Origin of the sequence: Collinsella sp. AF23-4AC, assembly GCF_003462685.1 — a bacterium.
Taxonomy (GTDB): domain Bacteria; phylum Actinomycetota; class Coriobacteriia; order Coriobacteriales; family Coriobacteriaceae; genus Collinsella.
In genome coordinates, this window is the sequence record NZ_QRVE01000001.1 from 128,237 (window position 1) to 142,128 (window position 13,892).

Annotated in this window: 12 protein-coding genes and 1 tRNA gene; 4 read left to right on the forward strand and 9 right to left on the reverse strand. The window is 56.3% G+C overall.

The genetic code is table 11. From position 1 onward, the window contains the following. Positions 1 to 44 precede the first annotated feature (44 nt). Positions 45 to 482: a type II 3-dehydroquinate dehydratase gene (gene aroQ / locus DWY05_RS00620; protein WP_117820540.1), complete on the forward strand. Its 438-nt coding sequence runs from the start codon at positions 45 to 47 to the stop codon at positions 480 to 482. Between the two features lie 104 nt (positions 483 to 586). On the opposite strand, the gene DWY05_RS00625 is transcribed toward aroQ, so the two are convergent. From DWY05_RS00625 to DWY05_RS00640, 4 genes are all read right to left on the reverse strand, one after another. Next, positions 587 to 663, reverse strand: a tRNA-Arg gene (locus tag DWY05_RS00625). A gap of 54 nt (positions 664 to 717) precedes the next feature. After that, on the reverse strand, positions 718 to 1,485 hold the full coding sequence (locus DWY05_RS00630) for an ABC transporter ATP-binding protein (RefSeq protein WP_022094777.1): 768 nt from the start codon (positions 1,483 to 1,485) through the stop codon (positions 718 to 720). Positions 1,486 to 1,496: 11 nt separating this feature from the next. After that, the gene (locus tag DWY05_RS00635) at positions 1,497 to 2,342 is read right to left on the reverse strand and encodes an ABC transporter permease (protein WP_233503975.1); all 846 of its coding nucleotides are present in this window, start codon (positions 2,340 to 2,342) and stop codon (positions 1,497 to 1,499) included. A gap of 89 nt (positions 2,343 to 2,431) precedes the next feature. Beyond that, positions 2,432 to 4,300, reverse strand: a complete 1,869-nt coding sequence (locus DWY05_RS00640) for a DUF6020 family protein (protein WP_147335198.1) — start codon at positions 4,298 to 4,300, stop codon at positions 2,432 to 2,434. Between the two features lie 58 nt (positions 4,301 to 4,358). Between DWY05_RS00640 and DWY05_RS00645 the strand changes: the two genes are divergently transcribed. From DWY05_RS00645 to DWY05_RS00655, 3 genes are read left to right on the forward strand one after another with little or no spacing between them, the layout of a single operon-like run. Further along, positions 4,359 to 5,321 (forward strand): glycosyltransferase family 2 protein, encoded by a 963-nt coding sequence (locus DWY05_RS00645; protein WP_117820538.1) that lies wholly within the window; start codon positions 4,359 to 4,361, stop codon positions 5,319 to 5,321. A 5-nt stretch (positions 5,322 to 5,326) separates the two neighbouring features. Beyond that, positions 5,327 to 6,295, forward strand: a complete 969-nt coding sequence (locus DWY05_RS00650; RefSeq protein WP_117820537.1) for a glycosyltransferase family 2 protein — start codon at positions 5,327 to 5,329, stop codon at positions 6,293 to 6,295. Further along, positions 6,279 to 8,693, forward strand: a complete 2,415-nt coding sequence (locus DWY05_RS00655; RefSeq protein ID WP_117820536.1) for a YfhO family protein — start codon at positions 6,279 to 6,281, stop codon at positions 8,691 to 8,693. The genes DWY05_RS00650 and DWY05_RS00655 overlap by 17 nt, the downstream gene beginning before the upstream one ends. A gap of 37 nt (positions 8,694 to 8,730) precedes the next feature. Here DWY05_RS00655 and DWY05_RS00660 read toward each other — a convergent pair whose 3' ends face one another. The 5 genes from DWY05_RS00660 to rfbA all read right to left on the reverse strand — a co-directional run bounded on the left by DWY05_RS00660 (position 8,731) and on the right by rfbA (position 13,819). Continuing rightward, positions 8,731 to 10,185 carry a sugar nucleotide-binding protein gene (locus DWY05_RS00660; protein ID WP_199409546.1) on the reverse strand — a complete coding sequence of 485 codons (1,455 nt, stop codon included), beginning with the start codon at positions 10,183 to 10,185 and terminating at the stop codon, positions 8,731 to 8,733. 122 nt (positions 10,186 to 10,307) lie between these two features. Further along, the gene (gene rfbB / locus DWY05_RS00665; protein ID WP_117820535.1) at positions 10,308 to 11,327 is read right to left on the reverse strand and encodes a dTDP-glucose 4,6-dehydratase; all 1,020 of its coding nucleotides are present in this window, start codon (positions 11,325 to 11,327) and stop codon (positions 10,308 to 10,310) included. 75 nt (positions 11,328 to 11,402) lie between these two features. Then, entirely contained in the window at positions 11,403 to 12,377 is a 975-nt protein-coding gene (locus tag DWY05_RS00670) for a hypothetical protein (protein WP_117790442.1), read from the reverse strand. 9 nt (positions 12,378 to 12,386) lie between these two features. Beyond that, the gene (locus DWY05_RS00675; RefSeq protein ID WP_233503980.1) at positions 12,387 to 12,830 is read right to left on the reverse strand and encodes a DUF4869 domain-containing protein; all 444 of its coding nucleotides are present in this window, start codon (positions 12,828 to 12,830) and stop codon (positions 12,387 to 12,389) included. An 89-nt stretch (positions 12,831 to 12,919) separates the two neighbouring features. Further along, positions 12,920 to 13,819 carry a glucose-1-phosphate thymidylyltransferase RfbA gene (gene rfbA / locus DWY05_RS00680; protein ID WP_117820534.1) on the reverse strand — a complete coding sequence of 300 codons (900 nt, stop codon included), beginning with the start codon at positions 13,817 to 13,819 and terminating at the stop codon, positions 12,920 to 12,922. Between the last annotated feature and the right edge of the window lie 73 nt (positions 13,820 to 13,892).

A 13,892-nucleotide genomic window follows, 5' to 3' on the forward strand; every position in this document is an offset into this window, starting at 1 on the left:
AATCGCATGACCAGCCACACCAACCAACCGCAAAGGAAACAACCATGAAGGCACTCGTTATCAACGGCCCCAACCTCAACATGCTCGGCATTCGCGAGCCGGGCATCTACGGCAGCGACAACTACGACCGCCTGGTCCAAATCTGCCTGGAGGCAGGAGCCGCGCAGGGTTTTGACGAGGTCGAGGTCTTCCAGTCCAACCACGAGGGCAGCATCGTCGACAAGATCCAAGAGGCATACGGCAAGGTCGACGGCATCATCATCAACCCGGCAGCTTACACGCACACGAGTGTGGCCATCCTCGACGCCCTCAAGGCCGTCGCCATCCCTGCCGTCGAGGTGCACATCAGCGCCGTAGAGACGCGCGAGGACTTCCGCCAGGTGAGCTATGCACGCCTAGCCTGCTTCGCCACCATCACCGGCGAAGGCCTGCAGGGCTACGCACATGCGCTAGAGCTGTTGAAAGAGCATCTGGAAAAGTAAAATGCCAACCCCAACAAACAGCAGCGGCTTGCTCGCGCTCGGCTTCAGCAGCATACAAGATGAAAAAAGCCCAGACCACCAAGCGGTCCGGGCTTAATAAACGATGGTGCTCCATGGCGGATTCGAACCGTCGACCTTGGGATTAGAAGTCCCCTGCTCTATCCAACTGAGCTAATGGAGCAAATAACCACACGCCCAAGCAAGCGCAAGCCTGTCGGGCGCAAGTAATTATAACCTAGTTGAACTGCTCGCGGTACGCCTTGCAGACCTCATCAACCGGGCCGTCCATGCGAAGGTCACCCTTCTCAATCCAAACGGCACGCTGGCAAATGCGCTCAACCTGCTCCATGGAATGCGAAACGAACAGAACTGTCACGTCGCCGCTCTGGATAAAGTGCTGGATGCGGTCCTCGCACTTCTGCTGGAAGAACACGTCACCGACGGACAGCGTCTCGTCAACGATCAGAATATCGGGCTCGGTAATCGTCGCGATTGCAAAGGCGATGCGTGCCACCATGCCCGAGGAGAAGTTCTTGAGCGGCATATCGACAAAGTTCTGTAGCTCAGCGAACTCGATAATGCCGTCAAAGTTGGCGTCGATGAACTCCTTGGTATATCCGAGCAGAGCGCCGTTCAGATATATGTTCTCACGGGCGGTCAGCTCGGGGTCAAAGCCGGCACCAAGCTCAATCAGCGGCGCGATGTTACCGTGCACCTTAACGCTACCCTCGCTAGGCTCAAGCACGCCAGCGATAATCTTGAGCATCGTGGACTTGCCGGAGCCATTGGTGCCGACCAGGCCCACGACCTCGCCACGATGAATATCAAACGAGATATGCTTGAGCGCCCTAAACTCCTCAAAGAACAGCTCGTGCTTGGCAAGCTTAATGAAGTACTCCTTGAGGTTGGTCAGCGACTCGGACGCCATGTTAAAGATCATGGTGACGTCGTCGACCTCGACAGCCAGAGGCTGCTCGCTGTAATCAACAACAGATTCAGTCATCACAGCACTCCTTAGATGTAGAGGATAAATTTGCGCTCGGACTTATGGAACACGGTGTAGCCAATAACAAGCGCAAGGACCGCCCAAGCAACGCACATACCAAACGTCATAAGCGAGGGCGTAGTCTGGAACAGGAAGATATCACGCATAAACTGCAGATAGTTGTACATGGGGTTCGCGTAAACCAAAATACGAACAAGATGAGGCATCTGAACGATAAAGTCGGTAGTCCAGAAAATGGGCGTGATATAGGTCCAAGCCGTGATGACAACACTCCACAGATGCATAACGTCGCGGAAAAAGACCGTGAGGGCCGAGAGCATCATGCCCAGGCCCATGCAGAAGCACATAAGCAGCAGCAGGCAAACCGGCAGCAGAATGAGGTGCCAAGAAGGCATAACGCGGAACCACAGCATGACGATGGCGACGGCGACAAGGGAGAAGGCAAAGTTCACCAGCGAGAAAAGCACTTTCTGCACCGGAAAAACCCAACGATGCACCTTAACTTTCTTAAGCAGCGGAGCCGCACCCACGATGGACGTCAGTGCCTGGTTCGTGGACTCGGACATCACGGCAAAGGTAACGTTACCGACAATCAAATACAGGGGATACATTTCGGGCGTAATCGAGCCATTTCGGCCCTGGGCGAAAATCGTCGAGAACACGATTGCCATGACAACCATCATCAGCAGAGGGTTGAGCACCGACCATGCGACGCCCAGAACGCTACGGCGATACTTGATCTTAAAATCCTTGGTAACCAGCTGACGAAGGATAAACGCATCCTTCTCAAATTCGTTCTTAGCAAACGTCGCAGGCAGACTGCGAGTTTCTTGTTGCTTTGTCTGATCCGACACGGATGCAACTCCTTTACTCGTAATCGTTGACAAACGAACAGTATAGACCCGCTCTTAACACCGCAAGGCGGCATTGAGAAACTGGAAAACTATCCCACAACATCAGATTCGGAATGCCTTTCGTCGGGCAGCAAGCCGCGAGCAACTACCACAAACACAACCGGAAGACCAAATTGTGCCGCGACGATATAACGGGGCCAATACCAAATAGGGCTCGCAATAAAGATCGTTCCGAACAACAGCAAGAAAGGCAAAAGCGGCAATGCGAAACGCGAACGCCCACGCGATACCAAAAGAACTGTCGAAAACATGAGCAACCAAAAGACAACGGCGCCAGGAATAGACCAAGCGCTCAGTCCAATCGCCACATCGACATCGTCGCCGAGGGGTGCAAGCAAGTTGCGAAATATAACTCCCGTAGAAGCCTCTGCGTCGGCCACAAGGTTATACGGAACGCCCATGAGAAAGTTTTCAGGCAGACAGTCAGCACCCTTTACATTTGGGGCCCAAAAACCAAACGTCTGCAGTTCCCACGCTTCAAAATATATCGATGGGTTACGCGAAAGCATCGAGACCCAATGGGTCCAAAATTCATCCTTTAAACGCTCCGCATTAAAGTCTTCATTCCATTTAAGCGGATCGATACAACTGGGAAAATACACCTCTTTGTAACGATCAAGCGGAAGCAGCTCGTTCATATAAGAACGGTCGGACTCGGACATATCGCCATCGACCGCGGCAACGCGAGCCATCTGAGCAAGCGGAATACCCACTGACTCAACATCCTCCGATGGAACAACGCCCAGAGCCGAGTACACGGGCCCCGTAATAACCAAGCATGTGACAAGCGCAAATCCAAGAGATGCGGCCAAACGAGAGGCAGGTTTCATCGGGGCAATGCAGCCGAGTCGGCCCAAAGCTACAACTATCGCAAGCACCACGAATAGCGCAGCGCAAATATACAAACCGTTATTCCGTAGAAGCATAACGCCCAACGCTAGGGCACCAAAAACAAGCAAACGCAACGCACTCGACCGGGAATCCTTTCCCATGACGGCATCGGCAAGCATGGTCACCATCAAGACAAGACAGCAGGAAAACAACGGGTCTTTCCAAAGCGCCACAGAATAAAGAGCGCAATACCGTGACAAGCCAAAATAGACTACTAGCAGCCAAGACCAGCGAGAGGAGACCCCCGAGCGGGAAGTCACCCAAATTGAAAGATAGCCAAACGTGCTGGCAACGCAGGCCATCTGAAGCACCGTTAGCAAAGCAACGCCCACCGAAGGGCTCATCCCCATGAGGCCTGCAATTTTGATACAAGCAGCCATCATCATGGTGAATGCAACCGGATGATGGTTGCTCAAAGGGTTCCACCCCATAATCTGAGCAAACGACGAGAAGGTATCCCCAAAAAACAGGCCTGGACAATACCTCAGGAAGAACGGGAGATACAAAAGAAATATCACTAGAGCACGGACCGCAACAGATAGGAGTCGAATGGACGAGTCACCATCATTAGTCCGCAGCGAGTCATTGCAGAAAACACAGCAGCGGCAACGACAAGACAGCTGAACAAGCACCGACAAGACCCAAAAGACCAGCGCCGACATCACCCAAAAAGCAACAAAATCAATCGCGGAATACGGCTCAATATAGTTCTCGTAAATCCCGCCGGCAATCACCGGTTCAGTCACACGAATATGCGCTCCCAGCACAAGAACAAACGAAAATACAAGGGAAATCACTAAGCAGCAAGCTCTACCAACAACAGACGGAAATGCAAAATCCCTGCACGCAAACTTATTGAAATTAACCAATGATGCGATTATCGCAACACATGCCAAGACAGATGGAAACAGGTCGAAGGAACCACTACAATACGTCACCGTAGCGATGCTTGCTGCAAACAGCAAAACAGCACGTGCCGCATTTAATAACCTGAACTCTCGAATCACTGCGCCCATCCTAACCACGAAACAAACGATTCGATTGTACGCGACCAAAGGAACCTTCATGGCCGAGCAAACGATTGCCGTTATTATCCCCTGTTACAACGAGGCAGTCACCATCGGAAAAGTCATCGACGACTTTCGCCGCGAACTTCCGCAAGCGACGATCTACGTATACGACAACAACTCGTCAGACAACACCTCTCACATTGCTGCAGAGCACGGTGCCACGGTGCGTTTTGAGCCGCGTCAAGGAAAAGGCAACGTCTGCCGTCAGATGTTTCGCGACATCGACGCCGATTGTTACCTGATGGTCGACGGCGACGACACCTACCCTGCCGAAGCGGCAAAGGCCCTCTGCGAGCCCATCCTAAACGGCACGGCCGACATGACCGTAGGCGACCGCCTTTCCAATGGGACCTATGCCGAGGAAAACAAGCGAGCCTTCCATGGTTTTGGCAACAACCTAGTTCGCGCCATGATCAAGTGGATCTATGGCTTCAGCTTCGATGACGTTATGACGGGCTATCGCGCAATGAGTCGACCCTTTGTCAAAACGTTCCCCGTGCTTTCCGAGGGATTTCAAATCGAAACCGAGCTCTCCATCCATGCCGTCGATCACCGCTGGCGCATCAAGGACGTGCCCATTGAGTACCGCGATCGCCCCGAAGGATCCGAGTCTAAGCTCAATACCGTCAGTGACGGCATCAAGGTCGTCGCTATGATCGGCACGCTGTTCAAGGACTACCGTCCGCTCAAATTCTTCAGCCTGGTCGCGCTTCTGTTTGCGATTATCGGCCTCGCCCTGGGCATCCCCATCGTCGTCGAATATTTCCAGACCGGGCTCGTCCCCCGCTTCCCCACCGCAATGCTCGCCGCATCTTTCATGTTCCTTTGTGGCCTGAGTCTCGCGACGGGGCTTGTCCTTGATTCCGTTGCAAAGGTTGAGCGTAAGCAGTGGGAGATCAACGCGTACAACACATATGGCTGCAGCATTCCCTCCAGCGCAAATAAAAACGAGAGGTAAGTCGCATGCCACTCATTTCCATTGTTGTACCGTGCTATAACGAGCAGGAATCGCTTCCGATTTTTCTTAAAGAGCTCGACAACGTCGTTCGCACCATGGCACAGCAAGACCCCAAGATCTCCTTTGAAGCCGTCCTCATCGACGATGGCTCGACGGACAAAACGCTCGCCGTCATGAAGGCGGAAGCCGCAGCGGTGCATCCATACGCCATCCAGTGGCACTCTTTCTCGCGCAACTTTGGAAAAGAGGCAGCACTGTTTGCCGGACTCCAACATGCAAAGGGTGACTATGTCGCCACCATGGACGCCGACATGCAGGACCCGCCCTCGCTGCTGCCGCAGATGTACGAGATCTTGCAAACCGAAGACTACGACAACGTCGCTACGCGCAGGACCACCCGCAAAGGCGAGCCTCCAATCAGGTCGTTCTTCGCCCGCATGTTCTACAAGATAATCAACCGCATTTCCAACGCGGACATCGTCGACGGTGCACGCGACTTTAGGCTCATGAAGCGCCCCATGGTCAACGCTATCGTCTCCATGGGCGAATATAACCGATTCTCCAAGGGCATTTACGGCTGGGTGGGCTTCAAGACCAAATGGCTCCCCTATGTAAACGTCAACCGCGTGGCCGGCGAGACCAAGTGGAGCTTTTGGTCGCTGCTCCTCTATTCCATCGACGGCATCGTCGCGTTTTCCACAGCGCCGCTCTCCCTCGCCGCCCTCACAGGTATCGTTTTCTGTCTCATCGCCATTCTGGGATTCGTCGTCATCCTGGTCAAAACACTCGTTTGGGGTGACCCCGTCGGCGGATGGCCGTCGCTCGCCTGCCTCATAACGCTGTTTGGCGGCATGCAGCTTCTGTGCCTTGGAATCATCGGTGAATACTTGGCAAAGGCCTACTTGGAAACCAAGCAACGTCCTATCTATATCATTCGAGAATCCAGCGAGGAATCTGATGACACGGATCAATAAATGCACGTTCAAGAAGAATGTAGCATTCTATGCTGCCTGCTTTGCGTTTACCGTCACGCTCTTTGTAACGCTTGCCGTGGCAGGACACGTCTACCCCTTTGGGGACAACTCGTTTCTCGCTGGCGACCTCAAATACCAGTACATCGACTTCTTTGCTTGGTTCCGGCGCGTCCTTTTGGGCGAGGAGAATCTTCGCTACTCCTTTTCTCAGGGACTGGGCATGAACACGTGGGGGCTCTATAGCTACTATCTCGCCAGCCCCTTTAACCTGCTCTGCGTACTGTTTCCTAAAGACAAGCTGACGCTCTTTGTGTTTGTTATCGCCGCGCTCAAGCTCGGCTGCATCCACATCAGCAGCGCTTGGTTCTTGCAAAAGCGCTTTGGCCTACCCAAGCCCGCAGCATTCCTGCTTTCCCTCTCGTTCACATTTTGCAGCTGGACCATCAGCAACCTGCGCAACCCGCTCTGGATCGATTGCCTCATCCTACTGCCCATCTGCGCCTACGGATGCTACGAGCTCATCCGCAAGCAGCGCATGATCCGCCTCGTCATCGCAACGGCGCTCAATATCATGTTCTGCTGGTATACGGCCTACATCAGCATCCTGTTCCTCTGCATCTTCGTATTGGTCGAATTTATCGATTATGTTACAGAAGAAGAATTTTGCTGGAAGCTCATGTTCGATCGGGCCCTACGATTCGCCGGGGCTATCGCGCTTGGACTGCTTCTGTCCGCCTGGACCTTTTTGCCGACCATCCTTGCCATGTCCAAGGGCGGTCCCGTTATGACACTCGGCCCCCTACTTAAAACCAGCATCAAGTCGCTCATCAGGGGCTTTCTTCCCTGCATGTGGGTAAACAACGAAAGCACACCGCAGTTCTATTGCGGCATCATCATGATGCTGCTCGCGGTGAGTCTGCTGGTTAACCGCACGATTTCAATCAAGACGCGCATCGCAACACTCGTCGTCACGATAATCCTGGTCGCAAGCTCCGTTTTAAGCCCGCTCGAGTACATCTGGTGCGGCATGCGCGTTCCCAACGGCTTCTACTCGCGCACGGCTTTTTTGCTGAGCTTCTTTGCGCTGTGGGCCGCAGGATACGCGTTTCAGAAACTCAATGAGCGGCCAACATTACGTCGAGCCCATCGTCCGGCCATCATCATGCCACTCCTGGCACTCACGGCAATTGAACTATTTGCCAACGCCCATGTTATGTGGAACCAGCTGTACACAGGCTATTCCGAAGAAGCCAACAGCGCCTATATCGCCACCGCAACCGACACGATCACGGCTATTCAAGACCAGACTTCGGCGTCGTTCTACCGCATTGACCGTACGACCACGCGTGTCGATAGCGCCGCCCTCAACGAAGGCTTGACGCTTGGATACAACCAGCTGTCCTCGTATTCGTCCGCCAACAACCCGCAGGCCATCGCACTGCTCAACTCCCTTGGATACAGCAGCATCGGCGAATTCTCAACCCGTTATGCCGAGCCCATTCTCGCCGTCGATGCCCTGTTGGGAGTCAAGTACGCCATTTCTGAAAACGCGCCTGCAGGATACGTTTTAGCCAAGACGAATCAGGCCGACTCCACAAGTGCGGTATACGAGAACCCCTATGCGCTCAGCATTGGCGTCGCAGCCTCAAGCGATATCCAAAACAGCACGCTGAAGAGCGAGAACCCTTTCGAAAAGCAGAACGACCTCTACAGCAAAATCCTAGGCCGCGAGGTCGAGCTCTATACCAAGATCGAGGCCACAAGCACGGAGAATAGCAATAGCTTAAAGCAATGGAGTGTTACCGTACCGGCAAGCTCCATCGGGTATCTCTACATCAACAAAGATGCGACCGCCGGCAGTTATTGGCCCGTCACCCTTACCATCGACCAGCGAACGATCGAAAACGAGGCCTGGAGATTCGACAATAATATCCGCCAGATTGCGGATGCATCGGACGCCCCGAGCCAACATACGGTGTCAATCGGAGTCGCAGAGGGCTATACAGACATGCCCCAAGACGATGAGCCGGTCTTTTACGCCCTCAATCTGGACGTTTTCAGACAGATCATTAACGAGCTTAAGACGAGCGAGTTTATTCCGACGGTTTTTGAGGACGGAAAGATCGAAGGCGAGTATACCGCCAAGGATGACGGCAACCTGCTGCTGAGCGTTCCGTACGATGAGGGCTGGAACATAACGGTAAACGGAACCGCCGCAGAACTAACGCCCGCCGCCGATAAGGGCCTGTCGTCCCTGAACGTGCAGAAAGGCACGAATAGGATCGTGATGACCTACAAGACTCCGGGCGCCCTTGCGGGGCTTGCAGTGAGTCTGGCGACCGCCGCCGCCCTTGTTGCAGCGGGGCTATACGCCGGGCACAAGAAAAGCCGCCGTTAACAAGCGGCGGCTTTTACTCTCGAAAAGTTGATAGCGGCTAGAGCGTCTTGAGGTACTCCCCCAGCTCTTCCTCCCAGTCGGGCATGTGGAACCCGACCGACTCGAGCCTGGAAAGGTCGAGCGCGGAGTGGACCGGGCGCGGGGCGACGGGGCCGGCGGCATTCGCGTAGTAGTCGGCGGTGCTGACCGGCACGACCTTCTCGCCGTTGCCGTTGGCGGCCTCGAAGACGGCGCGGGCGATGTCGGCCCAGGACTTCACGGCGCCGGAGCCGGTGCAGTCGTAGGTTCCGTAGGGGGCGTGCGTCCCCAGCACGTGGAAGATGGCCCGCGCCATGTCGCGCGTGAAGGTCAGGCGGCCCAGCTGATCGTCCACGACCGTGACCTGCTCGAGCCCGTCCTCGGGGTCGGCCACGCGGTCGGACAGGCCCTTCATGGTCTTGACGAAGTTGTGCCCCTCGCCGATGACCCAGGAGCTGCGCATGATGTAGTGGCGCGGGCAGCCGGCCACGGCGATGTCGCCGGCGGCCTTGGTCTGGCCGTATACGGACAGCGGGCTGAGGGGCTCCTCCTCGCCATGCACCTCGGCGGTGCCGTCGAAGACGTAGTCGGAGGACACGTGGACGAGCGTGATCCCGTGCTCGGAGCATGTGCGGGCGAGCAGGGCCGGCCCGGTCGCGTTGGCCTTCCAGGCGACGGCGCGGCCCTCGGGGGTCTCGGCCCTGTCCACCGCGGTGTAGGCGCCGCAGTTGATGACCGTGCCGTAGAGCGACCAGTCGTACTGCGCGTAGGCGTCCGGGTCGGACATGTCGAAGGTGTCGATGTCGCAGAAGTCGAAGTCCTTGGCGACGCCGCGCTCCTCCGCCAGCGCGCGGACCGCGCGGCCCAGCTGGCCGTTGCAGCCGGTGACGAGAGTGCGCCTGGGCGCCATGGGGACGACGTCCCTGAGCATCGGGTGGTTGAGGTCGGCCTCGGAGACGGTGGCCTCCGCAAGCGGGATGGGCCACTCGATGGCGAGCTCCGGGTCGGCGAGGTTCACGAAGGTGTAGGTCTTCTTAAGCTCCAGCGACCAGTGGGCGTCCACCAGGTAGGTGTAGGCGGTGCCGTCCTCGAGCGCCTGGAAGGAGTTGCCCACGCCGCGCGGGACGTAGATGGCCTTGGAAGGGTCCAGGACGGTCGTGAACACCTTGCCGAAGGTCTCGCTTCCCTCGCGCAGGTCCACCCAGGCGCCGAAGACCGAGCCGCGGGCCACGGAGATGAACTTGTCCCAGGGCTCGGCGTGGATGCCGCGGGTGACGCCGCGGCTGTCGTTGTAGGAGATGTTGTTCTGGACGACCTTTAGGTCCGGGATGCCCAGGGCGGTCATCTTGGCGCGCTGCCAGTTCTCCTTGAACCAGCCGCGCGAGTCGCCGTGGACGGCGAGGTCGACGACCTTGAGGCCCTCGATGCCGGTCTCGGCGACGGAGAGGTCCTTCTCGAATGCGATATCTGCCATGTGGAAAAAGCTCCTATCGAAGAGGTTGGATAACCGGGGGTGCCCGCGCGGGGACGCAGGATCATCCCCATGCCCTGCGGCCCCGCGCGGGCGCCCCGCGGTGCGCTTCGCCGGGGTGTGGCCTACTGGCCCTGTGCGCGGTAACGGGCCTCGGTGGCCTCCTTGGCCGGGCGCCACCAGGACTCGTTGGCGACGTACCAGTCGATGGTGGCCTTCAGGCCCTCGGCGAAGTCGGTGTGGGCCGGCCTCCAGCCCAGCTCGCGCTGGAGCTTGGTCGAGTCGATGGCGTAGCGGCGGTCGTGGCCGGGGCGGTCGGCGACCCAGTCGAAGTCCTCGGGGTCGCGGCCCATGGCCTCCAGGATCATGCGCAGGACGGTGATGTTGTTCTTCTCCCCATTGGCGCCGATGAGGTAGGTCTCCCCCATGCGGCCCTTGGTGAGGATGTCCCACACCGCGGAGCTGTGGTCCTCGGTGTGGATCCAGTCGCGGACGTTCTCGCCCTTCCCGTAGAGCTTGGGGCGGACGCCGTCGACGATGTTCGTGATCTGCCTGGGGATGAACTTCTCCACGTGCTGGTAGGGGCCGTAGTTGTTGGAGCAGTTGGAGATCGTGGTGTGCAGGCCGTAGGTGCGGGTCCATGCGCGCACGAGCATGTCGGAACTCGCCTTGGTGGAGCTATAGGGGCTCGAGGGCTTATACGGCGTCTCCTCGGTGAACTTGGCGGGGTCGTCGAGCGCCAGGTCGCCGTAGACCTCGTCGGTGGAGACGTGGTGGTAGCGGACGCCATATTTGCGGACGGCCTCCAGCAGGCGGAAGGTGCCCTCCACGTTGGTGCGCAGGAACGGCTCCGGGTCGGCGATGGAGTTGTCGTTGTGGCTCTCCGCGGCGTAGTGCACGATCGCGTCGTGGCCGGGGACGATCCTATCGAGCAGCTCCGCGTCGCAGATGTCGCCCACGACGAGCTCCACGCGGTCGGAGGGCAGCCCGGCGATGTTCTCGGGGTTGCCGGCGTAGGTCAGCTTGTCCAGGACGGTCACGTGCACGTCGGGGTGGTTGTTCACCACGTAGTGCACGAAGTTGCTGCCGATGAAGCCGCAGCCGCCCGTGACGATGATGTTCTTGGGTTCGAAAATCTCAGACATGAAAATCCAATCTGAAGCATGTACAGCTTCTTTAGTATGCCGCAGGAAGTGACGACGCGACACTATTCAACAAAACTATCGGACATTTCGGCATGCGATAAGAGCCATAACCTTCGCAGAATTACCTCCCGTACAAAACGCCTCCGGAATGCAGTCCTTGTCGTAGTGAAAAACCGAATCCCCAGTTATTTCACGTAAGTACTTATAGAAGAAATCCTCCCAGCTTTTAAACTTCTCACTGTTTACAAAGGCTTCTGGGGTTTCCAAAACCGTCTTAACATCTAGCCCTGAAATTACGCCGGAGCTCAGCAGAAGCCATTCGAACGACTCGGGAAGACAAACCGTAACAGTATCGCGGTGAATGTCTTGCAGTTTAAGGACGCGGTCCGCATAGCACCCAAATGCCGCTCCGTCCGCAACAACAAACACGCGATCGTCGAGATGCTGATCCAACCAGCGCAAAATCGCGCTGTTCGTCATGGCCGAAGTACAGGTAAGCTCACTGTCAGCGAAATGCCGTTCAAAGAACTGGAAACCAGACCTACTGTCCTCGCATAGAAGGATAGAAAAGTCCTGTTTTGGCGCCGACCGGGAAATAGCATAACGATGATTCCCGCGATCTTGATAAACAGGGATGAAAGAATGGTATTTTCCGCTCGTCTTAATCTTGTAAATCTCATCCACGCTATACGGAAGATTGGGGAAATCAGCCCTTGAGATCAGCACGAAATAATTCGAGGAATACAGCACATGATGGGCAAACTCATCAGAATGAATCTCTTTTAAGCCCTCATCGACAAATACAATCGAGTCATGAACGGACGAAAGCTGGTTTCGCCAATCATAATCGGTCAAAGCGACACAGGGACAATCACATTGCAAGGAAACACCCGACTGCTCGCCCGTTCGCATGTAGTCTGCGACCATGTCAAACAGTGTCGTCTTACCCGTGCCGCTATCGCCACGCACAATAGTGATGTTCCGCTTGATGGTAAATGTGTACTTGGTTCCCCTGCGGCGGGAAATCTTAACGAGATGCGAACCGTTCATAAGCAGCACCTACAGATACGGAATCGACTCGTGAATCAATTCGGCCATATTGTGAACGATTCGGCCGCTATTCACGACTTTGATTTTAAAATCCTCGCGACCAAAGTCCATCACATGATAGAGATTCACAACGAGCTTGCGGTCTTTCGCCATGTCGAGAATCCACTTGGCACAGTTGTCACCACAGGTAGAAGCGTTAAAAATATGCTTACGATCAAATCTCATAAGCAGCAGCGTTTTCACGCCACCAGAAAGCTGGAGTGGGGAGATAGATCCAAGCACGGGGCTTTCGATGACGTTCTCGGAGACAACATCCGATCGATCGACATCTTTAATTATCGAGACTGCATAGGGATCCGTAATCCAAGAAGACCGGTAAGAGTTTTTGAAATATGTCGCTGTGTTGTAAATCGCTTCTGGCATATCGCCAAAGTAGACGCTTAACACATCCACTTCCAATCATATTGTCTTTATGGTCAACGTAATCATAACGAAAGGGGCCACCAGATAAACGGTGACCCCTAAAAGAAAACAAGCTTGCGCTAGTACTCGCGCGGGCTGTTGACGATCTCGCCGGCGGCGACCTTCTTGAGGTGCTGCCCGTAGACCGACTTGCCGTAGGCCTTGGCGGCCTCCTCCAGCTCGGCGGTCGTGATCCAGCCGTTCTCCCAGGCGATCTCCTCGGGGACCGAGACCGGCAGGTCCTGGGAGTGCTCGACGGCGCGGACGAACTCCGCGGCCTCGTGCAGGCTCTCCATGGTGCCGGTGTCGAGCCACGCATACCCGCGTCCCAGCGTCACGACGGACAGCGTCCCCTCCTCCAGGTACATCTGGTTGAGCGTGGTGATCTCCAGCTCGCCGCGCGCGGACGGCTTGACCTCATGCGCCTTGGCGGCCACGTCGCCCGGGTAGAAGTACAGGCCGGTGACGGCGTAGGAGCTCTTGGGCTCGGCGGGCTTCTCCTCGATGGAGACGGCCCTCCCCTCGCGATCGAACTCCACGACGCCGAAGCGCTCGGGGTCGTCGACGTGGTAGCCGAAGACCGTGGCGCGGCCCGACTCTGCGTTCTGCACGGCGCGCGTAAGGTGGCGCGACAGGCCGTTGCCGTAGAAGATGTTGTCGCCGAGCACCAGTGCGCACGGCTCGCCGTTAATGAACTCCTCACCGATGGTGAAGGCCTGCGCGAGGCCGTCCGGAGAGGGCTGCTCGGCGTAGGACAGGTTCACGCCGTAGCGCGAGCCGTCCCCGAGCAGGCGCTCGAAGTTGGGCAGGTCGGTCGGCGTGGAGATGACCAGGATGTCCCGGATGCCCGCCAGCATGAGGGTGGACAGCGGGTAGTAGATCATGGGCTTGTCGTAGACCGGAAGCAGCTGCTTGGAGGTCACGAGCGTGAGCGGGTACAGGCGCGTGCCGGAACCGCCGGCGAGGATGATGCCTTTCATGTAGTCCTCCGTGTCATATAACTCATTTTGTTACGACTTATATAATAAACTCTATCGGTCATATCAATTAAAA

Excerpts from the sequence above, each read along its gene's own strand:
- DWY05_RS00630 (WP_022094777.1), bottom strand. The coding sequence starts at position 1,485 with ATGACTGAATCTGTTGTTGATTACAGCGAGCAGCCTCTGGCTGTCGAG.
- DWY05_RS00660 (WP_199409546.1), bottom strand. The coding sequence starts at position 10,185 with ATGGCAGATATCGCATTCGAGAAGGACCTCTCCGTCGCCGAGACCGGC.
- DWY05_RS00645 (WP_117820538.1), top strand. The coding sequence starts at position 4,359 with ATGGCCGAGCAAACGATTGCCGTTATTATCCCCTGTTACAACGAGGCA.
- DWY05_RS00650 (WP_117820537.1), top strand. The coding sequence starts at position 5,327 with ATGCCACTCATTTCCATTGTTGTACCGTGCTATAACGAGCAGGAATCG.
- rfbB (WP_117820535.1), bottom strand. The coding sequence starts at position 11,327 with ATGTCTGAGATTTTCGAACCCAAGAACATCATCGTCACGGGCGGCTGC.
- DWY05_RS00655 (WP_117820536.1), top strand. The coding sequence starts at position 6,279 with ATGACACGGATCAATAAATGCACGTTCAAGAAGAATGTAGCATTCTAT.
- rfbA (WP_117820534.1), bottom strand. The coding sequence starts at position 13,819 with ATGAAAGGCATCATCCTCGCCGGCGGTTCCGGCACGCGCCTGTACCCG.
- DWY05_RS00670 (WP_117790442.1), bottom strand. The coding sequence starts at position 12,377 with ATGAACGGTTCGCATCTCGTTAAGATTTCCCGCCGCAGGGGAACCAAG.
- aroQ (WP_117820540.1), top strand. The coding sequence starts at position 45 with ATGAAGGCACTCGTTATCAACGGCCCCAACCTCAACATGCTCGGCATT.